A 21,899-nucleotide genomic window follows, 5' to 3' on the forward strand; every position below is an offset into this window, starting at 1 on the left:
AGGACAACAATGACCGATTTGTACGCGGTAATGGGCAATCCGATTGGCCATAGTAAATCGCCTCAGATACATACAGCGTTCGCCAAAATCACCGACCAAAATATGCTGTATTCAGCTATTCTGGTGCCTTTGGATGGTTTCGACACTGCCGTTGATGACTTCTTTCGTCGTGGTGGCAAAGGCCTGAACATCACAGTGCCATTCAAAGAAGATGCCTGGCGTTATGCCGATAAGTTTACGGCTCGTGCTCAGCGTGCTGAAGCGGTAAACACCCTACAAAAGCTGGAAGACGGTACCGTGCTGGCCGACAACACCGATGGTGTTGGTATGGTGCGCGACATTATGGTGAATCAGGGCGTTACTATCGAAGGTAAGCGTGTGTTGATTCTCGGTGCTGGTGGTGCAGTACGTGGCATTCTGCAACCATTATTGGAGCAAAAGCCCGCCAGTGTCACTCTGGCTAATCGTACCGTCAGTAAAGCCGAAGCACTGGCAAATGACTTTGCCGATCTGGGCGATATCACAGTGTCTGGTTTTGCTGAGGTTGCGGGTCAGTTCGATCTGATTATTAACGGCACCTCTGCCAGCCTGGCGGGAGAACTGCCCCCGGTTCCCGCGACTTGTATCACCCCTGATACCGTCAGCTACGACATGATGTATGGCGCTGAGACCACGGTATTTAACCAGTGGGCGCTGGATCTTGGTGCGGCTAAAGCCATTGATGGTCTGGGTATGTTGGTCGAACAGGCAGCTGAAGCCTTTTTACTGTGGCGCGACGTGCGCCCGGCAACGGAAGGTGTAATGAGTGCTATCCGGGAAGATCGACGACGCTAACGCCCTTCGTTTAAAGCCGCAAAATCAGAAACCGCCTTACTGGAAACAGAAGGCGGTTTTTGTTTTAAGGTGGATATAAGTGAGATGTTTTTTCAAAGCAGCGATCGGACGTCGCGGTAGCATCAAGATACAGGGATGTATCACTGATGCGGTGACTGAAAAAACATCTCATTTATATGCACCATAGTGGTGCGGTTGTGTTCGAGCCACAAAAAAGGCCGCATAAAGCGGCCTTTTTTTGTACTCGATAATCCGAAGATTAATCGCTGTAGTACATGTCGAATTCTTCCGGGCTGACTTGATGGGTGTGCTCACCGTGCACATACGAAGCCGGATCTCTATCAATCAGCCACAAAAAAAGGGCCGCCAAAGCGACCCTCTTTCGATACAGATTTAATCCGAAGATTAAACGCTGTAGTACATGTCGAACTCTTCCGGGTGAGTCGTGTGCTCAACGCGGTATACATCTTCCATTTTCAGGTCGATGTAAGCTTCGATCATGTCTTTAGTGAACACGTCGCCCTGAGTCAGGAAGTCAGAGTCTGCCGCCAGGCATTCCAGAGCTTCACGCAGGCTACCAGCAACCTGTGGAATTGCAGCAGCTTCTTCAGCTGGCAGGTCGTACAGGTCTTTGTCAGCAGCATCACCAGGGTGGATCTTGTTCTGAACGCCGTCCAGGCCAGCCATCAGGATAGCTGCGAATGCCAGGTATGGGTTTGCAGTTGGATCAGGGAAGCGAGCTTCAATACGCTTGCCTTTAGGGCTTGCAACGTATGGGATACGGATAGAAGCAGAACGGTTACGAGCAGAGTATGCCAGCATTACCGGAGCTTCGAAGCCAGGGATCAGACGCTTGTAAGAGTTAGTAGACGGGTTGGTGAAAGCATTCAGCGCTTTAGCGTGCTTGATGATACCACCGATGTAGTACAGAGCAGTTTCGCTCAGGCCAGCATAGCCGTCACCAGCGAATTGGTTTTCGCCGTCTTTCCAGAAAGAAGTGTGAACGTGCATACCAGAACCGTTATCACCAACAACTGGCTTAGGCATGAAGGTAGCAGACTTGCCGTAAGCAGCAGCAACGTTGTGAACAACGTATTTCAGCATCTGAACTTCGTCAGCTTTCTTAACCAGAGTGTTGAACTTAACGCCGATTTCGTTCTGGTTAGCGGTAGCAACTTCGTGGTGGTGAACTTCAACGTCCAGACCAATTGCTTCCATGGTATTACACATAGCCGCACGGATGTCGTGAGAGCTATCTACAGGAGGAACCGGGAAGTAACCGCCTTTAACGCCTGGACGGTGACCCAGGTTGCCGCCTTCCATTACTGCTTCAGTGTTCCATGCAGCTTCGTCAGAGTTGATCTTGTAGAAACAACCAGACATGTCCGCGCCCCAACGAACATCATCAAAGATGAAGAATTCTGGCTCAGGACCGAAGAAAGCAGTGTCGCCCAGACCGGTAGACTGCAGGTAAGCTTCAGCGCGCTTAGCAACAGAACGTGGATCACGCTCGTAGCCTTGCATAGTCGCTGGCTCGATGATGTCACAACGCAGAACCAGAGTAGCGTCTTCAGTGAACGGATCCAGGAAAGGAGTGCTGTCGTCTGGCAGCAGGATCATGTCGGATTCGTTAATACCTTTCCAACCAGCGATGGAAGAACCATCAAACATCTGGCCAGTTTCGAAGAAATCTTCGTCTACGTAACGAGCTGGGATAGAAACGTGCTGCTCTTTACCTTTGGTATCGGTGAAACGCAGGTCAACCCAGCGTACATCGTTTTCTTTGATCAAATTCAGAGTGTTCTCTGACATCTTATTATCTCCAGATGCTGGTTCAATTTGATACGAGGCTCTCACCTCGGCTGTTGTGCTAAAACTTAGATGAATACCCTTTAGCAATTAGTGTGCCACTCATTAACACGCTGGAAGCCGCACAAAATCCGGGCCTTCAGTCTGATAAGTGGTCAGGGATGCACCAAAAAAACACATAGCCAAAATATAATGCACCAAAACAATGCAAAAACGCGGTGAGGCCTGCGGTATTCCATAAAAGCCTGCACATTATAGGTTCACATAGGGGATTACGTATACGAAAAAACACTAATTGGCAGACATAAAATTGATATGCCGCAGCAGCCTGAACTCAGGTATAATCGCGCCTCATTTTTTTATGGTGTTGATGCGTCCTGTTATTCAGGACCCAGGTTTGCAGCAACGCCCTCACTTTAAGAAAGGCTACTGCTGTGATCGATAACTTAAGAAATATCGCCATCATCGCCCACGTTGACCATGGTAAAACGACCCTGGTTGATAAGCTGCTGGAGCAATCCGGAACTCTGGATCGTAACCAGGGCGGCGAACGTGTGATGGACTCCAACGACCAGGAAAAAGAGCGTGGTATTACCATTCTGGCGAAAAACACCGCCATTAAATGGAACGACTACCGCATTAACATCGTAGACACCCCTGGACACGCCGACTTCGGTGGTGAAGTAGAGCGTGTTATGTCGATGGTTGATTCCGTGTGTCTGTTAGTAGACGCGGTTGACGGCCCAATGCCTCAGACTCGTTTCGTAACTCAGAAAGCATTCGAGCGTGGTCTGCGTCCAATCGTTGTAATCAACAAAATCGACCGTCCGGGCGCACGTCCTGATTGGGTAATGGATGAAATCTTCGACCTGTTCGACCGTTTAGGTGCTACCGAAGAGCAGCTGGACTTCCCGGTTATCTACGCGTCCGCTCTGAACGGTATTGCCGGTGACGATCCAGAGAATATGGCTGACGACATGTCGCCGCTGTTCCAGATGATTGTTGATCACGTTGAAGCACCAAAAGTTGAGCTGGACGGCCCGTTCCAGATGCAGGTTTCGGCACTGGATTACGATAGCTTCGTTGGTGTAATCGGTGTTGGCCGTATCACCCGCGGTAAGCTGAAGCCAGGTACCGATATCCAGCTGATCACTGCTGAAGGTAACACCCGTAAAGGCCGTATCCAGCAAGTGAAAGGTTTCCACGGTCTGAACCGTGTGGATGTTGAAGAAGCAGCAGCCGGTGACATCGTATGTATTTCCGGTATCGACGGTCTGAACATCTCCGACACCTTGTGTGAGCCAAACAATGTTGAAGCTTTGCCTCCGCTGAGCGTTGATGAGCCAACCGTATCCATGACCTTCCAGGTGAACGATTCGCCGTTCGCTGGTAAAGAAGGTAAATACGTGACTTCGCGTAACATCAAAGACCGTCTGGATCAGGAACTGATCCACAACGTTGCTTTACGTGTTGAGCCAGGTGACTCTCCTGAAAAATTCAAAGTATCTGGTCGTGGTGAATTACACCTGTCGGTACTGATCGAAACCATGCGTCGTGAAGGTTTCGAGATGGCGATTGGTAAGCCGGAAGTTGTTCAGAAAGAAGTGGACGGCGAGCTGCAAGAGCCATACGAACAAGTGGTTATCGACATCGAAGATGAGCACCAGGGTTCGGTAATGGAAGAGATGGGTAACCGTCGTGCGGAAATGACCAACATGGTTCCGGATGGCAAAGGCCGTACTCGTCTTGAATTCATTATGCCAGCCCGTGGCCTGATTGGTTTCCGTAACCAGTTTATGACCATGACTTCCGGCTCCGGTATTCTGACCAACGTATTCGATCACTATGGCCCGGTTCAGGCGTCTCTGGGTTCTACCCGTCACAACGGCGTACTGGTTTCCATGATTGCCGGTAAGGTACTGGGTTACGCCTTGTTCACTCTGCAGGATCGTGGTCGTCTGTTCGTTGAGCCAGCGGTTGAAGTATACGAAGGCATGATTGTTGGTCTGCACAGCCGTGATAACGACCTGGTGGTTAACCCTACTAAGGCCAAGCAGCTGACCAACGTTCGTGCGTCGGGTACCGATGAAGCGATCAACCTGACTCCGCCAGTACGCCATACGCTGGAACAGGCTCTGGAATTCATCGAAGATGATGAGCTGGTAGAAGTAACACCAGAAAGCATCCGTCTGCGTAAGAAGCTGTTAAAAGAGAACGAACGTAAGCGTGCGAAAAACAAGTAAGCGTTAGTTTTCTGCTAAATGTAAAACCCGCTCTGGTTCGCCAGAGCGGGTTTTTTATTGCTCCGGAAATAGTCAAAAGCTGCAATAAACGCGGATTTACTCGCTGTATCTGGCGCCGTACTGTGTTTTTGTGAACGCTGCATCAATGTGTGTGCGTTTTGTTAATAGTCAAATGTAAAATCGCTGGCTACACTAGCTCGTCATTCGAATATCAGCTGGAGGCATTGGAGCAGCCAGCAAAGCAAGGAGCTTATTCAGCATGAAACGACCACAGCGTTCTGCTCTGGTACGCGCTGCCATTTCTGGTGCATGTGCGGCAGTTATTTCTGGTTGTGCCACTTATGGCGCAGGCGTCAATCAGGCCATCACCCAGGTTCAGCAAGGTGATCTGGTTGGTTCTGAAGCCTCATTTAAACAGGCGTTAAAACCCGTTGGTAACGATGCTTTGTTGTACCACCTGGAGCTGGGTGTGGTTAAACATCTGCAGGGCGATTATGCCGCCAGTAATCAATTGCTGGATAAAGCAGAGCGCATTGCTGAAAACTTAGAGACCACCAGTATCACCAGTTCACTGGCGGTAATGATGTCGAATCCACGTCAGGGCCCGTATGGCGGTGCTGATTTCGAGAAGATGTTTATCAACTACTACAAGGCGATGAACTACTTCGGTCTGGCACAAATCGCAGCTACCCGTAATGAGCGACTGGATGCATTAGATGGTGCCCGTATTGAGTCGCGTCGCCTGATTATCCGCCTGAACGACCTCAACAGCCGTAAAGGCACCTACGCTGAGCAGAAAGATAAAGATCAGCAAACCTTCACTCAATTGCTGAAGATCTTCGAGAAGCTGCAGGGCAATCTGATCGATATGGATCAGCTGGAGTACCGTGATGATGCTATGGCGCATTATCTCACCGGTATCAGCTTTGAAATGAACGGCGAATACGATGACGCCCGAATCAGCTATCAGAAAGCGGCGAAGTCCTACGAAGACGGTTTTGTTAAACAATTCCGTCTGGATAAAGATATGACGTCCCAGGCCTGGTTCGACGTCGTACGCATGATGCGCAAGATGGGCGATAAAAATGATGCCCGTCGTCTGGCGAAACGTAAGCTGAGCAAAAAGCAGCGTGCCGAGCTGGATAAATGGGACAACACCGCTCAGCTGATTGTGATTGAAGACAAAGGTCTGGCGCCACAGCGCAAAGAAATGAACCTTGAGTTGTCGGTTAATCCAACGCTGCAGGCGCTGGAAATTCGCCCGTACCTATTCCAGAACGATAACGCTCAATTGGCCTGGTTCTATGTGTTGTACGCCGACAAAGGCATCCTTGATGCGGTTGCCAACTATCTGGACGCAACCGAAGTGGGCTTTGTCTTTAACAGCTTCACCAAAACAGTAACCTTGGGTCCGCTGTGGAACACCGCTGAAGATCTGGGTCTGATCCAGGCAATTGGCAACTCCATGCGTATCACCATTCCTTATTACGATCCGATCAAAAAGATGGGTGACACTGAGCTGATGGTTGGCGATAAAAGCTACGACCTGATTAAGTCTTCCAACCCGGCACAAATGGGTCTGCAGGAGCAAATCGTCAACTCCGGTTTTGATATCCAGATGGCGCTGGCCCGTTCGGCATTAAAGGCACTCACGGCTGCGAAAGTTGGCGACGTTGGTGGCCAATACGGCGGCTTATTAGCCACTGTGGGTAAATTAACCGCCCAACTGACCGATGCCGCTGAAACCCGTAACTGGTTACTGTTACCAAGCGATGTGCGCATTCGTCGTGTGGCACTGGAACCTGGCCAGCACCAGCTGACCCTGGATTCAACGCTGGAATATGGCTTGCACCATCGTGAACAGAAAAATATTGATCTGAAGTCAGGTGAGATTCATCTCTGGCAGGTACGCTCTCTGGCACCCGTTGCCGGAGCGCCATCCAGCGCAGTAAAAAGTCTGGTTCAGACCGGCAACTAAACTATTATCCAAATACCTAAAAAGCTAACGCATAAAAAGGAACGAAATTATGCTGAAACAAGCCACTACTCTGTCTGCCATTGCTAAAGTAACCGCGGCTACCTTGTTAGGCGCTTCCGTTCTGCTGTCCGCAGGCTGTGCCACTAAGGTGTCACGTATTTCTGCCAGCGAAGAAGTTGCGCTGTCTGATCGCTGGAACGCCAAAGACTCTGAGCTGGTTGCCAACGAAATGATCGAAGACATGCTGTCTTTCCCGTGGGCACGTGATTTCGAAATGGACAACAGCCGTCGTCCAACCGTCATTATCTCCCGTATCCGTAACAAATCTCACGAGCACATCGCCATTGATACCTTCACCAACGATATCAAGCGCGCCATTATCCGTTCTGGTCGTGCCGACTTCGTTGCCGGTGGTGAAGAGCGTGAAGCGATTCGTGAAGAGCGTCGCGATCAGGAACTGAACTCTAAAAACGCCAAAGCGCAGGGCCAGGAAAACGCAGCGGATTTCGCTCTGTCTGGTTCTGTGAACTCCATTGTTGATCAGGTTGGTGATGATCGTGTGACCTTCTACCAGGTCGATATGAAACTGATCGATATGGAATCGAACCGCGAAGTATGGAATGGTCAGAAGAAGATCCAGAAACTGCAGGAAAAATCTTCTTTCGGTTTCTAAGTTCGCTCCAGCATAAGGAATAACAGACGATGACTAAACCTCTGTTGCGTAACGGGGCGTTGCTGAAAAATGCGTTGCAGAAAACATTGGTACTGGCGATTGCTACCAGTGCCACCGTTGCCTGTATGCCACAAAACAGCAAACCTCAATCGGCCGATGCCGCGAACCGCACAAGCCAGAGCGGTTCACCTTCCTGGTTGACCAATACCCCGGAAATGCCGGGTATGGCTTATGGTGTTGGCTCGATAGAAGTGTATGGCAACAAAACCGAGGCATTGAAGCGCGCGGGTGAATTGGCCCGTGTTGATCTGGTGAGTCAGCTGAAGGTCACCGTGTCGGGTGACTTCAGTTCTGATATCACGGAACGCAGCGGCACCAACCGTGAAAGCGAAGTACAAAAAGTGATTCGTAATCACGTGCGCAGTCAGGTTCCTCCGGTTGAGCTGGATGAAGCTCAGATTGTTAAAACTCACATCGATGGTAAGTACGCTTATGCATTAGCTGAGCTGGATCGTCCCAAGGCAGCTGCGCGTTTGCGTCGTGACCTGCTGGAAGTGGACGATCAGCTGCAACAGATTGCGGCCAAACAGCCCCAGGGCAATCGCCTGCAACAACTGCAGCCGCTGTTACCGGCACTGACCTTGTTTGCCAAGCGTGATCGTATCGGTGAGCGCCTGGCGCTGGTGAGTATGGATCGTCGCAAGCCTCGTCTGGATTCAGACCTGGTAGCGTTACAGGATCGTATAAACACTCTGATCGACCAGCTGGAAGTGACCATCAGCCTGCAGGACTCTGGTGCGCAGGAAATTGGTGGCGGCATTATCGAAGCCTTAACCGACCAGGGCCTGCGTGTTGCAGATTCAGGTGCGGATCTGGTGTTCGAAGTGAATGCCGTTCTGACCGGCAAAGAACAACGTGGCAGCTTCTACGTGTTTGCCGATAGCCGGGTGACCATTCGTGACGGTGCAGGTCGGGCATTAAGCTCGTTCAGTAAGCAAGCGAAAGGTGTTTCCGGACTTGAAGACGTTGCTCGTCAGAAGGCTGCTCGTAATGTCGCTAAGATGTTAGGTCAGGAACTGGCTGTGGCCTTGGTTGATAAAATTAACTAACGCTTCTACCAAGTTTTTACTCTAACAGAAACCGTTCTCGATATTCGCTGGGGGATATTCCATATCGCTTTCTGAAAGCTTTTGAGAATCCCCCTGTTTGTTTGAACCCACATTCGATAGCAATAGTTTTTATCTGTTGTTTCCGCAGTTCCAGCACTTTTCTTGATCGCTCTAGGCGTAGCTCCAATAACAATTGACCGGGCGTCAGGTTGAAGGACTGCTTGCATTTACGATTTAGGTTTCTGAGAGACGTATTTGTTGCTTTTGCCATCTGCTCCATGGTTAGTTGCAAGTGAAGGTTGCTCTCCAGCCAAGCAATTAGTGTAACCATACTGCCTTCACTGGCTTTAGTTTGAAAGCTCATTGGCGACGAAAACTGTGTTTGACCGCCTTCCCTCACTAAGTACACCACTAAGGTGCGAGCCACTGCCAAAGCTAAGTTTTTGCCAACATGTTTTACTAAATAGGAGAGCATCATATCTACTCCAGATAATATTCCGGCGGAGCTCCATAAATCATCGTCTTCTACATACAACACATTATTTTGAATCAAGGCTTCAGGGCAAGAAACTTTGAGTGTTTCAAGAGCATCCCAATGAGTTGTAACCTTACGGCCAGAAAGAAAACCAATTTTTGCCAAGAAGAAACAGCCGGTACAAACAGAGGCTTTGACGGAAGACCTGGCTACCAAAGTTTCAAGCAAGTGAATAAAGTCGTGGTCATTGGATTGGCGCCCAATGTGTATAGGATGAGACCCCGGCACAATCAGTAAGTCGAACTTCATATCGTTTGGAAGACTACTGAAAGGAACTCCCTGTAGGCTTACCCCTGCTGATGTCCTCACTTTAGTGTTACCGTCAGTGGTCAGGTAATGCAGCTCAAATAGCTGGTTTCCGGCTATAGCATTGGCAACAGATAGAACCTCGGCAGGACCAGATACATCAAGTAATTGAATGTCGTGGAATAGAAGAATGGCAACTTTCAATGGAGTCTTTACATGATACTGACCAATACTATCTTTCTTCAAAATAAACCTCTCTAGCTCGAACCTGGAGCTGTATGTCCTCGTCACAGCTATTTTCCAGAAAATACCAAAAAAAGAGTCTGTCTCGATCCAGCCGAACTCCGATTTAAGGTTTTATCCCTTGCTGCGACTCAAATTTCTCAGGTGGCAGGATTGGATGCCTTTATGGCACTTGAGGGAAACAGGTCCTGGCATGTTCTGGTTTCCCGCTTGGTACGCTACCCACATATCGAAAATTGAACCTTTTTGAGGCTTGAGCTGCTGTCTCTTTAGTATTCGTGGGAGTAAATAAGATGAAAGGTAAATGGTTAGTTAGTCTGTCATGTTTGATGTTTGCGCTGGTTGGTTGTGGTGGGGGATCCAGCGGCGGCGGTGGCACTCCTGATCCAAATGGCGGCAGTTCTGGAGGTGTCCAGACAGGCAGCGTAAATGGCTTGAGTGGAGCTGCTTATACAACGGATAGCCAGTCAGGTGTGTTGGATAAAAACGGAAACTTCAACTATCTGCCTGGTGAAACCATAAATCTGACTTTGGGGGGCATTACGATTGGTAGTGCGCAGGCTAATGCTAATCTGTCACTCTCTGATTTTTTAGGCACGTTACCGACAACTGCCGCTGAGTTTCGCACTCAAATGCGCATTGTCGATCAGGGTAAAGAGCGCTACCAAACATTGGAAGGTGAAAAGAACTATGCCATTTCTGTAGAGAGTGATTTGCATAAAGCGACTAACTTGCTGTCTGTTTTAATGGGGATGGACAGTGATAAAGAAGCTAGTAATGGCCTAGATTTGCTTACAGGGCGCTGGAACGAAAAGCTAGTCCACATCAACAACCGTGCTTTGACCTTGCATTACCACATGCTTGATCAAGTGGAATCACACTCGCTAGCTCGTGTGCAGCAGCTACATGAGTTTACACTGGCGACAGTTTCTGATGCAGTTGATTACTTGTATGAAATAGCCAACATCACAATTTCAGTGAAGCCTTTAGTAGAAGCCCGGAGTAATACAAGCAATAAGTGGATTGAAACCTACACTTATGATGACCAATATCGTTTAAAACAGCGCTCTAAGTCGAACAAAAATAACTCTGATGAAACTATTCAGATATATACGGAAAATTATAGTTATAACGACCAGGGTCTAAAAATCAAAGAAGAACAGTTGTCGGATATCGATGTTAATGGAAAAGCAGATGTGACAACCACAATAAACTATAAGTTTAATGATTTTGGAAAACAAACAGAGAGTTATAAAAAGGTAGTGTTCGGGGAACAGGGGCAGAACCAGCTTATAGCTGAGAGTGTAACTTTTACTACCGATTATCTAGATGACAAAGTACTACCAGTAAGCCGCCGAAAAAATGACCCTACCTCTGGCGCGGACGACGCAGTAGCAACACTGGTCTATGACGCTAATACACTTCGCTTAGTCAGTGAAACTGATGAAATGCAAGACCCAATAACCAACGAGCGTAAAAGGCTTTTCAGAATACAAACCTTTACTTATAACGACAAAGGTTTGAGGGTATCTGCTGAAGATAGTCGATATGTATCGGGTAGCTCATCACCAAATCGTTCAATAAAAAGTAATTATGAATATTCAGGTGATGAGATTAAAGAGGTAGTTGTCGCTCGTTCTTCTGGAGAAGTTCAGGAAAGATTAACTATTCGCGAAAGTATCGCCGATAACGGTAAAATCACTGCTAGATCAGCAGAAAGTCTTGTCACCGCTACAGGAAAGACGAGTCGTACCTCAATGGAATACCAGTATGAAGAAGGTAAAGGTATTCGAGAGTGTATTGCCAGATCAGATACTGATGCAGATGGCACTACCGACTCATCAAGTAAGAGAGTCTGGGTGTTGGGTGATTATGGCTTTACACAGTTTATTGGCAAGCTAGATAACGATGGTAATGGCGAATTTGAATCTGAAAGTTTTAAATATACACATGTTTATGGCGATCAGGGACAAATGACCACCGAAGGTCATCGTGATAATAAAACGCTGCACTATTCAGAAACGGGTGCAGTAAAAGGGGTTCGTTATCTTGTGACAGAATATCAGGAATTTGATCGCAAGATTCTTAATCCGAACAACAGCATTCGGTGTGGCGTCAAATAATAGAATGTCCCAATCCGATCTTAAAACGCATCAATAATGATGCGTTTTAAGGCTTCCACCCGATCTGATTATCACTCCATAAAGACTGTACTTCTTAAAAGAAGAATTAGATCGGCACTCTACTGAATGATTTAAGTATAGAATCGCAATCCCTAATGGTAGGTTTTCATGAAAGTTGAAAATGGAAAATACTATGCAGCATCAGTCGTCGAATCTGATGTGGACTTTGAACTTGAAATGGAAGTGAAAGATGATGGAGCCTGGTTAACAGGCCAGCGTATTTCATTTGGAAAACCAAGCAATGGTCCAGAAGCTGAAATTGATGCGGTGAAAGCTGCAGTAAAAGATGGTATCTCTGAATTCAAAAAAGGTGGATTAAAGTCAGCCTTTGGGCTGGTCAAGAAACTCTTTGACGAAGTCATTAAGAGCGAAGAAGAAAGGCAGAAACAAAAGCAACAATCCAAGCTTAAAGATCTGCTTGACCCTGAACAGGCTTTTGCTTTTGATGATTCTGCCTATGTGGATTATCACCCCATATATAAACTGGAAGACAAGCATACTAATACGGATCGCTTTCAATTTCGTACGGATACATCTTACGGCGTATTAGAAGAGGTGGAGCCAGGCTTACTGCGTGAAGTGAGTTTCACCTATCCGCCCTATGAATACGCACAGAAACATCATCGCAATGAGGTGCTAGAAGGGGCTGGTAGCTCCGACTGGCGTCGTGAAGATTCGAAACTTCATCAAATGCGTGTGCATTATCTAAGCCGCAATAAAGTAGTGGCCGAAGCAGCGGCTAAAGCCACGAATCTGGAAAAAGTTAAGCAGCAATGGTTCAGTGTTGATCGCTCCAGCACCCGTAGTAACGAGCTTACACGCTTCAGTGAGCCGGATTTCAGTATTGATGCCAATACCGGTGATGTCAGTATTGAACGGGTTATTGCATGGTTTCTTCCCAGACTGACTCAACAAGGACGCCAGATTCAATATAACTGGGATGCGTTTCGTGTGCGGGTTACCCAAGGAGATAAACTGATCAAACGTCTTACCTCTTCAAGCATGGGCAGAAGTCACGAAGTGATTAAATCACGTCGTAATGACATGGAGCCCTATGATGGAGGCTATATCGACAAATTAACACCGGGAAAATATGAGTTACGCGTTGCCATATACGAAGAAGAATTCTTCTGCTATCCGTTTGAAGTGATCAAAACAGAATCTACTGATATTGAAAGCAGTCATGAGCACTACTATAGCTTATGCACACCAAAAGATGACTGCGCAAATTTGGTGATGGACACGGATGTTTGGGAACTGTTTCTTCATTACCCACTTATTCGTCTGCTTGAGCAGTTTGGCAGCGATGAAAAAGTTGAAATTACAACTTTGATTAAAAGAGATGGTGAAGTATGGCAAGGGTACGAATGGAACGAATTCGATAAAGGTGCTATGGAATATGAAGTACATATTCGTAACCGGGCCGCCTGGACACAAGAACGTATTCGACTGACCATTCCTCTTGGTGATGATCCGTCAGTTAGCGGACGTGGCTTAGGAGCTATTGGTGACTTTTCTTTACATATTGAAGCAAATGGTAAAGAGATTGACTGTCTGGAGGTTAACATTCTGAAAACAGGTGAGATCGTCGGAAAGAATATTGATATTGATGCTATTCAAGAACTGGCAGAGAAAAAATTTCCAGAAGAGCATGGTGGGCTATTAGTTCCATTTGAGAGAAAAGTTTTTTCTTAAATAGCATGCTTGGTCATCTTTAAAAGCTTCAACACTTATCAATATATGGCTGCTATAGAAAAGTAGCAGTCTTCCTATCTGTTAATTTTTATAAGGAAAATGTATGAAAGCACTTATTATCTCTCCTCAGACAATATCAAGTTTCATAGGTTTAATCGTCTGCTATGGCTTTTCTCTATATTTCTTTTGGAATAGCCAGGCATCATTCGTTGATTTTCGTGCTGATCCTAGCCGAAGCCTCTTTACTCAGCTATTACATACAGTATTTGGGTATGGTCCCAATCAAGGTGAACCGAATAAAACGATCGGTACTTTAGTAGCTTTCCTTAGCGTCCATGTTAGTTGGGCTGCTCGATACTATGTAGGGGATAAAACTCATATATTTTTATCTCGAATGAAGGTTAGAAACGTAGAAGTACATGGTCGAGTTAAATCACATAAGAGTGAAATTTCAATTGATGGAGCCTCTAGTTTAACAGATAAAAAGGAAAATAATTTTATTGAGCATGATCAGAGTTAGCTATTAGATAGTTTCGAAATAATCAAATAATTACTAGCTTGTCTCGATAGAGAGGTATAGCTTTGAACTACTTATTAGTTCTCGGCAAATTCTGCTGTAAAAAGCGCACCATATTGCCACCCATCACGGCACGGATATCTTCCACTGGATAACCGGCTTTTAGCATTTCATCCGTCAGCACTGCCAGTTCGGATGCATCAAACGGTGTGGTCACCGCACCATCAAAATCCGAACCCAGAGCAATATGTTCTACACCCAATAAATCGATGCCATAACTGATGGCTTTGACGATACTCTTAGGAGTGACTTTGCACACAGCAGCGTCCCAATAACCGATGCCAATAATGCCCCCGCCTTCTGCGATCCGGGTCATCAGTTTGTCGCTGATATTACGATGGGTTGGGCAATGGCCATAGAGGCCGGTATGGCTGACGATTAATGGTGAATCGGTTAAAGCCAGAACATCTTCGACCACCTGGGGAGATGAATGGGAAACATCGATCATAATGCCGAGGCGGTCCATTTCTTGAATAGCGCGCTTGCCAAATTCGGTCAGACCAGCATTGGAATTGCCATGTAGCGAACCGCCGAGTTTATTATCGAAAAAGTGCTGCAGGCTCATCATCCGGAAGCCGGCATCGTAGAGTTTCTGAATATTATCCAGATCACCTTCAAGTGCATGTGAACCTTCGCTGCCGATTAAGCCACCGAGAATTTTTGCGCCGTTTTCTTTTTTCTGCAGTAAGGTTTTAAGTTCCTGCTGATTACGCACCAGCATAAATTGTTCAGGATTGTCTTCCGCCAGTTCATGTAATTTTGATGCCTGATATAAGGCGCGCTGGGTAAGGTTCTGCCAGCTGTTGATTGGCCAGCCCTGGGCGATAGCGAGTGCGGTAATATTATCGAAAGCGTCTTCGCTGTTACTTTCGTAGTTCTGTCCGGAAGGGGATTTAGTCACCGTGGTGAACATCTGCAACGCCACATTGCCTTCCAGGTAGCGCGGTAAATCGCCATGGCCACGATTGTGTCGGTCGTTTAAATCACGCTGCCACAGAGTGGTGTCGGCATGCCAATCGCCAATGATTAAGTCCGAATGAAGCTTCTGGGCTTCTGCAGAAATCTTATAGGGAGTATGGGCAACCACACCGTTCTGTTTTTGCTCAACCTGAGAGCTGATAAATTCGCAGCCGTTTAACATCCAGCTGGTGGATAACAATAACAGGGGTTTAATCAGTGTGTGCATAACTCAGACTCGTGCGGGCTTGATCTGAGGTTAATAAAGTTATCGGCAAAGAAAAAGCCCGCAGTGATTAAGCTGCGGGCTTTTTCTTGTGAAGCTTTCGTTCAGTGATTTGTACAACAAATCTTACTGACGGATACCTTCGATAAACAGACCAATTTCTACGTGAGTAGACGCCGGGCCTAAGTTGTAAGTGATGCCGTAGTCAGACAGCTTCAGAGTGGTTTTACCTTCAAAACCAACACGGTAGCCGCCCCATGGATCTTTACCTTCACCAATTTTAGTTACCGGGAAAGTGATCGATTTGGTTACGCCGTGCAGCGTGAAATCACCGGTTACTTCCGCTTCAGTATCGCTGATGGCTTTGAAGCTGGTGCTCTGGAACGTGGACTTAGGGTATTTGGATACGTCCAGGAAGTCAGAGTTTTTCAGGTGCTTATCACGCTCAGCGTGGTTGGAGTCGATGCTGGCGGTATCGATTTCAACCAGAATTGAAGACTTCTCCGGAGCGTCAGCGTCGTATTCGAACTGACCACCGAAGGTGTTAAAACGACCCAGCAGCCAGCTGTAACCCAGGTGTTGGATTTTGAACTGGATAAACGCGTGTGCGCCTTTGGTGTCGATATTGTAAGTGGCTGCCTGAGTCAGCGGAGCCAGAGTTGCCGCGGCAGTTACACCCAGAGCCAATAATAGTTTTTTCATTTGTGCTTCCTTATTAAAGAATTCAGTTAGCTTTCAGCATACGCACCAGAGTGCGATCTTTATCAATCACATGGTGTTTTACTGCTGCGGCTGCATGCAGTGCCACCAAACCCATCAGGCTCCAGGCCAGACCCCAATGAATAACGCCCGCGATGTCTTCCTGATTATCCATCATTAAACTCGCCGGAATTTCGAACCAGCCAAAAACCTCAATCGCGCGGCCATCGGCGGTGGAAATTAAATATCCGCTGACAAAAAGCGCCAGCATTAACAGGTAAAGCAGAATATGGACTAAGTGAGCTACCTTATGCTCCCAGGCTTTACCGCCCAGTTCCTGCGGGCTGGTATTTAGCATGCGCCACGCCAGACGTCCGCCCCAGGCAAATGCCAGCAAGATACCGGCGCTTTTGTGTAAATCGAGAGAGCCACGGTACCAGGTGTCGTAATAGGTGAGCTCCACCATATACAGGCCCAAACCAAACAGGCCAAAAATTGCCAGCGCCATTAACCAGTGGAAAGTAATACTGACCCAGCCATAACCTTCTTCACTGTTTTTTAATTGCGCCATTGCTGTCACCTGAGCTGCTTTGCTGAACTTGATGGCCTTACCTTAACGCCATCCAGTTGTGTAAAAAATAGCTTTATATTGACAACTATTGTGCGAATATGAACAAGTAAAGTTCTGTATGGAATCATCAATGAGCAGTCTTAACTGGGACGATATCCGTGTCGCTTATACCGTGGCCGAAAGTGGCAGCCTCAGTGCCGCAGGCCAGTTGTTGGGTATGACCCACTCAACCGTTTTGCGTCGTGTGAATCAGCTGGAACAGCAGCTGGGTCAGCGGCTCTTTATTCGTCATCAACGAGGCTATCGTCTGACAGAAGCGGGCCACTTGTTATTGGACAAAGGTAAGCCACTGGTAGCAGATATTCAGATGCTGCAAAACAGCCTGATGATGCTGGGCAGTTCACCATCCGGAACCTTACGTATTTCTACCGTGTCCGATTTTTCTCAATCGTTGGCGCCGTTGTTGGCAGGCTTTCGTCAGCAATATCCTCAGATTCGGGTGGAAACCATTGCCACCGATGAACGGGTATCTCTGACTCGAGGTGATGTGCATGCGGCGCTGCGAATTGGTTCTCAGCCAACTGAGCCGGATCTGATTGCCCGTCCTCTGATTAAAGTGGGGCTCAGTTATTACGCTACCGAATGTTATATCGAGCGTTTTGGTTTACCCCAGAGCCTGGCTGATGTTGGTCGCCATTTGTGGCTGTTACCGACCGGTGAGAAGCGTGAAATTGCCGCGATTAAAGCCGTTTACGAAAAACTCGATGATGAGCAGATTATTTTTCAGAGCAACAGCTTTAACGATATTTATTATGCGGTTCTGCAAGGTATGGGTATTGGCTCGTTTGAGTCTTTGCATCGGCCGGGGTTGATGAATGATTCTCAGGTGGGAAATAAGGTTCGCCGGGTGGATTTTGGTTTGAACTTCGAGGCTGAACCTATTTGGCTGGTGTATCACAAAGATATGAAAGACAGCGTAAGGATTCGGGCGTTGCAGGAGTATCTAGTGAGAGCGTTACCGGAGTTAGCGGGGCAGTAGTTCAAGCTATCTGCATTGCTGCAACTGCGTTAAAAATATCCTCAAAATGCTCATTTATAACTATAAACTCCGCTTTTTCAGATATTTTTGCCTTGTTTCAGCTGCTTCGATGACGCTTGCACTGAATTAGTAAAGATAGTGAATATGATGGATATTTTTTCAAAGCAGCAACACAAAAAGGCAGGATAGCTTTTTGCACAATGAAGTTGCCCGAAGGGGGAAGCACATGGATGTGCTGAATGATCATGTTGCGCTAGCCCGGCAGGGCCAGGGATGGCCCTTCGGGGCGGCGGCTGAAAAGATATCCGTTATATGAACGGACATCTTTCCGGTTTCATTAAGCAAACTGACTGGCCAGGCCCATCTCAGAAGACATGCATGGTACCTGGCGGCAGATATGCACCAGGTTGTCGGCTTCTTTACGGCTCATAAAGGCTTTGAAGTCTTCGCTCTGGTAAGCCGGAGTAAACAGGTGCTCAACCGCCTGCTCTACTAACTCATCCAGATCATTCGCAAACGGCTCGCCAATTAACGTGTGGATAATGATGTTCGACATAGTCATATCCATTGGAATCAGCGGCTGGCCTACTTTAAAGATGTAGGTTTCATTCACTTCTTCAAACAAGCGCATCGCCAGGTAGGCTTCGCCCATAATGGCAGCCAGACCACCTTCTTTATTCATTTCCTGCGGTGGCGTAGTAAAGAACTCGCTGGCCACACGAATCACTGGCTGAACGTAATCTAACAGGCCGACTTCTAAAGCGGCTGACTGCAATGCATCCAGCATGGTTGGTACGTCTTCGATATAACGCACAACAAAATCGTAGAGTTTTTCTAATGGCTGGTCTTCAGGTAACTGAACCACACGTGAGACCTGCTCAAGGCGGCTGTTTAATGCCTGATGTAACTGTTGGCTGCTGGCTTCTTCTGCAATTGCGGAGTTAATAAGGTGTTGAATTGCTTCCATGTTCCTGCCTTCTTTTGTCCGTTGCTGAGTCAAAGGTCTGGCGAATTTTTCAGTAAAAATTCTGACCTGCTTTATCCTGAGTTCTTACATGCGGAACAGCTTACAAGCTTTGTTTTAATCCGCAATGGATAAAACCGACATCAATCAGACGGATTTGATCTAAAAAACTGATTTTTAAAAAACCTAATAAAATCAGTAAGTTAAAGCGTCATTCAGTGCTGACAAAAGAAAGTATAGTAAACATTGACGCTCTCGCTAGGAAAAGTGCATGAAATTTTCAGGTTTTTTGTAAAGTGTCAAAAATCTGTTTCCCATGAAGGCAGCACGAGCCAGAGTGAATGCATAGAAAGCCCACCACAGGCCGAGGTTGGCATCGGCTTGCGTCAGAGTTTCGCTGAACAGCCACCACAACGGATAAAACACCAGTAAGACTGCCGCAATCATGGCATTACGCATGGTCTGGCTCTGGCCAGAACCAACAAACACGCCGTCCAGCCAATAACTCGGCATGCCCACTAACGGCAATAAAAATAAGAACCAGCGATACTGATCAAGCACTGGCAGCAACTGCGGATTGTCGGTTAATAAGCGAAATAACTGTTGGCCACCAAGCCAGAACAGCAGGCATAAAACCAATGCCATTAATAATGAGTTGAATCCTGTCAGGCGAATTGCCTGCCTCACCGGCTGTGTTTGTTTTGCTCCCAATGACTGGCCCACCAAAACTTCTGCCGCGTGGGCAAAGCCATCCAGCGCATTGGCAATTAACAACAACAGGCTGATCAACACCGCGTTAGCCGCCAGAATCAGCTCGCCCTGTTGTGCACCCTGGGCGGTGAAAAAAGCAAAGGTGGATAACAGCACCAGGGTGCGAACAAACAGATGGTGATTAATGCTGAGCATCGGCTTCAGTTGTAGCCAATCCGGACGTTGACCGAGTCCGCTAAAACCCATTTGCGCGGCAAACACCAGGCCTAATATCAGCGCACTGTATTCGGCGATCACGGTCCCCAGCGCCACGCCGTCGGCAGTCATATCCAGGTGGAAAACAAACACATAGTTCAGCGCCGCATTAATGATGTTACTGACGGTGAGCAGTATCAGTGGAATTCGGGTTTTGCCTAAACCAATAAACCAGCCGAGTAACACGTATTGACCCAACACTGCTGGTGTTGCCCACAAACGGATAAATAAGTAGTCGAGAGCACCTTGTTGAATCTCCGGATTATCCGCCATTAAAGGCAAGGCCAATGGCCACAACATAAAGCCAAGCAACATCACCGCCGGAATCAGCGGCAATAACATCCATAAACCCAGTTGCAGCTGGCGTAGCCGCTGGTCATTGTTGGCGTTTAATTGTCTGTCGTTGTTGCTCTTTATTTTAAAGGCGCCTGCGGCTCTGGCGGTGAGTGCGGTTGTGCCCATGCGCAGGAAACTGAAACTCCAGAACAACAGAATAAACAGCTGACTGCCCACGGCTACCGCACCCAGGTGTACCGCATCATCCAGATGACCAAGAATGGCGGTATCGACCAGCCCTAACAGCGGCACCGTGATATTGCTGAGCATAATGGGCCAGGCCAGAGACCAGATGCGACCTTGTGTCGCAGCAACAGATGTTTGATTAGCCGGGGCGGCAGATGCCATCGCTGTTATACTCCGCAACCATGATTAACAGGGTTTTGATTATTGGGATGATGTTATGAAAGGCGTGATTTTACTGTTCCTGGTTTCCCTTGCAGCTTTTTTTGCCGGCGTTGGCACCTCGGTACAACAGCAACGGGCGGCGGATGCCATTTGGCAGCAGGAAGGTGTGATGTTATTCCCCAAAGCCTTGCCCATCAGTCAGTTTGAATTTACCACCCAGAATGGCGACATCATTACTAACCAGGATCTGACTGATCGCTGGAAGCTGATCTTTTTTGGTTACACCTTTTGCCCGGATATCTGCCCAACCACACTGGCAGATCTGAGTCGTAGCTGGAAAAAACTGGCGCCAGAGGTGCGGGACAAGCTGCAGGTGATTCTGGTCTCGGTCGATCCGGCGCGGGATACCGTTGAGTCGATGAAGCCTTATATGGACTATTTTAATCCGACGTTCCTTGCATTCACTGGCAATGAAGACTCACTAAAAACTATTACGCCAGAACTGCACGCGTTTTACGCCAAAGTAGAGCGGGAAGAGGGCATGGCCTATCTGATGGATCACACCGCCAATATCGCTCTGGTCAGCCCAGACTGGAAATATCAGGGCTACATCGCTCCGCCACACTGGCCGAAACGTATGAAGCCATTACTGGAAAATCTGGTGAAGCGCTGAGTGTGACTCAGCCTTCACCACCCGTGTTACCGCTTTCACAATTCTGACACTCGCTTCAGGCTTTGGTCGTGCCATTACCCGATTGGGTAATGCGTGACGTTTGGCAACTCTCCTACAGTTCTGCTTTCTGTTAAGGAGAGACACAATGAAACTTCAATTTATGGCAATCGCCATCTTATCTATCGCCGTCAGTGCCTGTGGGGGTGCGGATTCCGGCGGCAAAAAACAATCGGGTCAGACTCAGGGCACACAAAACTTCCCGGCAGCACAAAATGGTGAGTTGCCAGCCGCAGCGGAAGTGACGATGACCTGTGGTACCTCGCAAAGTAGCTTCGGCCTGGCGTTGCTCGCCGATGGCAGTGCCCGGGTGTTATCCGATGGTGTGATTACCTCTGGCAACTACAGCACTAACGGTAATCAGCTGAGAATTCAGCTCAGCAGTGGTGTGAATGCCCAATCCAGCAGCCACCTGATGTATGGCGGAATACTCGCCGGTATGAACCTGGCTGATAACCTCGGTAATCAAAACCCCTGCGTAACCCGCACTCACAGTCGCGGGCAGCGTTTTAATCAGAGCGAAGCGTTCCGCTGTGGCCGATTGAATATTGGTGGTGAATCAACCGACACCTTTAATTTATACGCGGACGGGTCGTCGGACTGGGTCAACGTGTTTGAACTGCCCGGCGGCGCAGATACAACCTACCGTACCCGGGTCGGTACCTATATCTTTGATTCTGCATCCGGCAGGTTAGGTCTGATTTATAAAGGCATCGATTCGGATGATGTCTTTACCTTTGAAGCACAGATAACTCAGGGACAGGTACGCGTGGTTGCGGCTTCTGCTGCGGGGGACGGAGCCGACACGCCGAATAAAACCTGCACTGTGCTGTAAAGCCATAGCACTATCAGGGTCGTCGTTGATGGCCCTGTTTTTTTACCGTTACTGGTTTACTCTGGCGCCATGTGAAAAACGGCCTGATAAACCGGTAAAGGAA

The 21,899-nt window shown here is 47.8% G+C and carries 18 protein-coding genes; 11 read left to right on the top strand and 7 right to left on the bottom strand.

Annotated features, from left to right (window positions below; translation table 11 throughout):
* Positions 1 to 9: 9 nt before the first annotated feature.
* Entirely contained in the window at positions 10 to 834 is an 825-nt protein-coding gene (aroE, locus tag ACOQOZ_RS14630; RefSeq protein ID WP_420588892.1) for a shikimate dehydrogenase, read from the top strand.
* 405 nt (positions 835 to 1,239) lie between these two features.
* Here the strand turns inward: aroE and glnA are convergent, their stop codons facing one another.
* Entirely contained in the window at positions 1,240 to 2,646 is a 1,407-nt protein-coding gene (gene glnA / locus ACOQOZ_RS14635) for a glutamate--ammonia ligase (RefSeq protein WP_420588893.1), read from the bottom strand.
* 431 nt (positions 2,647 to 3,077) lie between these two features.
* On the opposite strand from glnA, the gene typA reads away from it, so the two are divergent.
* The 4 genes from typA to ACOQOZ_RS14655 all read left to right on the top strand — a co-directional run bounded on the left by typA (position 3,078) and on the right by ACOQOZ_RS14655 (position 8,646).
* Positions 3,078 to 4,886 carry a translational GTPase TypA gene (typA, locus tag ACOQOZ_RS14640; protein ID WP_420588894.1) on the top strand — a complete coding sequence of 603 codons (1,809 nt, stop codon included), beginning with the start codon at positions 3,078 to 3,080 and terminating at the stop codon, positions 4,884 to 4,886.
* A gap of 259 nt (positions 4,887 to 5,145) precedes the next feature.
* On the top strand, positions 5,146 to 6,864 hold the full coding sequence (locus tag ACOQOZ_RS14645; RefSeq protein ID WP_420588895.1) for a hypothetical protein: 1,719 nt from the start codon (positions 5,146 to 5,148) through the stop codon (positions 6,862 to 6,864).
* A gap of 49 nt (positions 6,865 to 6,913) precedes the next feature.
* Positions 6,914 to 7,537, top strand: a complete 624-nt coding sequence (locus ACOQOZ_RS14650; RefSeq protein WP_420588896.1) for a penicillin-binding protein activator LpoB — start codon at positions 6,914 to 6,916, stop codon at positions 7,535 to 7,537.
* Between the two features lie 29 nt (positions 7,538 to 7,566).
* On the top strand, positions 7,567 to 8,646 hold the full coding sequence (locus ACOQOZ_RS14655; RefSeq protein ID WP_420588897.1) for a hypothetical protein: 1,080 nt from the start codon (positions 7,567 to 7,569) through the stop codon (positions 8,644 to 8,646).
* Between the two features lie 16 nt (positions 8,647 to 8,662).
* Here the strand turns inward: ACOQOZ_RS14655 and ACOQOZ_RS14660 are convergent, their stop codons facing one another.
* Complete coding sequence (locus tag ACOQOZ_RS14660; RefSeq protein ID WP_420588898.1) at positions 8,663 to 9,673, bottom strand: GlxA family transcriptional regulator; 1,011 nt, start codon at positions 9,671 to 9,673, stop codon at positions 8,663 to 8,665.
* 290 nt (positions 9,674 to 9,963) lie between these two features.
* On the opposite strand from ACOQOZ_RS14660, the gene ACOQOZ_RS14665 reads away from it, so the two are divergent.
* The 3 genes from ACOQOZ_RS14665 (at position 9,964) to ACOQOZ_RS14675 (ending at position 14,068) form a co-directional block, all read left to right on the top strand.
* Positions 9,964 to 11,793 (top strand): hypothetical protein, encoded by a 1,830-nt coding sequence (locus ACOQOZ_RS14665; protein ID WP_420588899.1) that lies wholly within the window; start codon positions 9,964 to 9,966, stop codon positions 11,791 to 11,793.
* Positions 11,794 to 11,961: 168 nt separating this feature from the next.
* Positions 11,962 to 13,548, top strand: a complete 1,587-nt coding sequence (locus tag ACOQOZ_RS14670) for a hypothetical protein (protein ID WP_420588900.1) — start codon at positions 11,962 to 11,964, stop codon at positions 13,546 to 13,548.
* Between the two features lie 103 nt (positions 13,549 to 13,651).
* Complete coding sequence (locus ACOQOZ_RS14675) at positions 13,652 to 14,068, top strand: hypothetical protein (protein ID WP_420588901.1); 417 nt, start codon at positions 13,652 to 13,654, stop codon at positions 14,066 to 14,068.
* Positions 14,069 to 14,135: 67 nt separating this feature from the next.
* Here ACOQOZ_RS14675 and ACOQOZ_RS14680 read toward each other — a convergent pair whose 3' ends face one another.
* The 3 genes from ACOQOZ_RS14680 to ACOQOZ_RS14690 all read right to left on the bottom strand — a co-directional run bounded on the left by ACOQOZ_RS14680 (position 14,136) and on the right by ACOQOZ_RS14690 (position 16,578).
* A complete protein-coding gene (locus ACOQOZ_RS14680; protein WP_420588902.1) occupies positions 14,136 to 15,311 on the bottom strand; it encodes a dipeptidase in 1,176 nt (391 codons plus the stop codon).
* A gap of 123 nt (positions 15,312 to 15,434) precedes the next feature.
* Positions 15,435 to 16,010 carry a YceI family protein gene (locus ACOQOZ_RS14685; protein ID WP_420588903.1) on the bottom strand — a complete coding sequence of 192 codons (576 nt, stop codon included), beginning with the start codon at positions 16,008 to 16,010 and terminating at the stop codon, positions 15,435 to 15,437.
* Positions 16,011 to 16,032: 22 nt separating this feature from the next.
* Positions 16,033 to 16,578 (bottom strand): cytochrome b, encoded by a 546-nt coding sequence (locus tag ACOQOZ_RS14690; protein ID WP_420588904.1) that lies wholly within the window; start codon positions 16,576 to 16,578, stop codon positions 16,033 to 16,035.
* 130 nt (positions 16,579 to 16,708) lie between these two features.
* Between ACOQOZ_RS14690 and ACOQOZ_RS14695 the strand changes: the two genes are divergently transcribed.
* A complete protein-coding gene (locus ACOQOZ_RS14695; protein ID WP_420588905.1) occupies positions 16,709 to 17,617 on the top strand; it encodes a LysR family transcriptional regulator in 909 nt (302 codons plus the stop codon).
* A 337-nt stretch (positions 17,618 to 17,954) separates the two neighbouring features.
* Here ACOQOZ_RS14695 and ACOQOZ_RS14700 read toward each other — a convergent pair whose 3' ends face one another.
* Together ACOQOZ_RS14700 and ACOQOZ_RS14705 are read right to left on the bottom strand one after the other, a co-directional pair.
* Positions 17,955 to 18,584 (bottom strand): hypothetical protein, encoded by a 630-nt coding sequence (locus ACOQOZ_RS14700; RefSeq protein WP_420588906.1) that lies wholly within the window; start codon positions 18,582 to 18,584, stop codon positions 17,955 to 17,957.
* Between the two features lie 255 nt (positions 18,585 to 18,839).
* The gene (locus ACOQOZ_RS14705) at positions 18,840 to 20,231 is read right to left on the bottom strand and encodes an MATE family efflux transporter (RefSeq protein ID WP_420588907.1); all 1,392 of its coding nucleotides are present in this window, start codon (positions 20,229 to 20,231) and stop codon (positions 18,840 to 18,842) included.
* 55 nt (positions 20,232 to 20,286) lie between these two features.
* Here ACOQOZ_RS14705 and ACOQOZ_RS14710 point away from each other — a divergent pair, with 55 nt between their 5' ends.
* Together ACOQOZ_RS14710 and ACOQOZ_RS14715 are read left to right on the top strand one after the other, a co-directional pair.
* Positions 20,287 to 20,904: an SCO family protein gene (locus ACOQOZ_RS14710; RefSeq protein ID WP_420588908.1), complete on the top strand. Its 618-nt coding sequence runs from the start codon at positions 20,287 to 20,289 to the stop codon at positions 20,902 to 20,904.
* A gap of 145 nt (positions 20,905 to 21,049) precedes the next feature.
* A complete protein-coding gene (locus tag ACOQOZ_RS14715) occupies positions 21,050 to 21,796 on the top strand; it encodes a hypothetical protein (protein ID WP_420588909.1) in 747 nt (248 codons plus the stop codon).
* The last annotated feature ends 103 nt before the right edge of the window (positions 21,797 to 21,899 follow it).

The organism is Bacterioplanoides sp. (assembly GCF_965219715.1).
Taxonomy (GTDB): Bacteria; Pseudomonadota; Gammaproteobacteria; order Pseudomonadales; family Oceanobacteraceae; genus Bacterioplanoides.

Excerpts from the sequence above, each read along its gene's own strand:
- aroE (WP_420588892.1), top strand. The coding sequence starts at position 10 with ATGACCGATTTGTACGCGGTAATGGGCAATCCGATTGGCCATAGTAAA.
- glnA (WP_420588893.1), bottom strand. The coding sequence starts at position 2,646 with ATGTCAGAGAACACTCTGAATTTGATCAAAGAAAACGATGTACGCTGG.
- ACOQOZ_RS14645 (WP_420588895.1), top strand. The coding sequence starts at position 5,146 with ATGAAACGACCACAGCGTTCTGCTCTGGTACGCGCTGCCATTTCTGGT.
- ACOQOZ_RS14650 (WP_420588896.1), top strand. The coding sequence starts at position 6,914 with ATGCTGAAACAAGCCACTACTCTGTCTGCCATTGCTAAAGTAACCGCG.
- ACOQOZ_RS14655 (WP_420588897.1), top strand. The coding sequence starts at position 7,567 with ATGACTAAACCTCTGTTGCGTAACGGGGCGTTGCTGAAAAATGCGTTG.
- ACOQOZ_RS14665 (WP_420588899.1), top strand. The coding sequence starts at position 9,964 with ATGAAAGGTAAATGGTTAGTTAGTCTGTCATGTTTGATGTTTGCGCTG.
- ACOQOZ_RS14670 (WP_420588900.1), top strand. The coding sequence starts at position 11,962 with ATGAAAGTTGAAAATGGAAAATACTATGCAGCATCAGTCGTCGAATCT.
- ACOQOZ_RS14675 (WP_420588901.1), top strand. The coding sequence starts at position 13,652 with ATGAAAGCACTTATTATCTCTCCTCAGACAATATCAAGTTTCATAGGT.
- ACOQOZ_RS14680 (WP_420588902.1), bottom strand. The coding sequence starts at position 15,311 with ATGCACACACTGATTAAACCCCTGTTATTGTTATCCACCAGCTGGATG.
- ACOQOZ_RS14685 (WP_420588903.1), bottom strand. The coding sequence starts at position 16,010 with ATGAAAAAACTATTATTGGCTCTGGGTGTAACTGCCGCGGCAACTCTG.
- ACOQOZ_RS14690 (WP_420588904.1), bottom strand. The coding sequence starts at position 16,578 with ATGGCGCAATTAAAAAACAGTGAAGAAGGTTATGGCTGGGTCAGTATT.
- ACOQOZ_RS14695 (WP_420588905.1), top strand. The coding sequence starts at position 16,709 with ATGAGCAGTCTTAACTGGGACGATATCCGTGTCGCTTATACCGTGGCC.
- ACOQOZ_RS14700 (WP_420588906.1), bottom strand. The coding sequence starts at position 18,584 with ATGGAAGCAATTCAACACCTTATTAACTCCGCAATTGCAGAAGAAGCC.
- ACOQOZ_RS14705 (WP_420588907.1), bottom strand. The coding sequence starts at position 20,231 with ATGGCATCTGCCGCCCCGGCTAATCAAACATCTGTTGCTGCGACACAA.
- ACOQOZ_RS14710 (WP_420588908.1), top strand. The coding sequence starts at position 20,287 with ATGAAAGGCGTGATTTTACTGTTCCTGGTTTCCCTTGCAGCTTTTTTT.
- ACOQOZ_RS14715 (WP_420588909.1), top strand. The coding sequence starts at position 21,050 with ATGAAACTTCAATTTATGGCAATCGCCATCTTATCTATCGCCGTCAGT.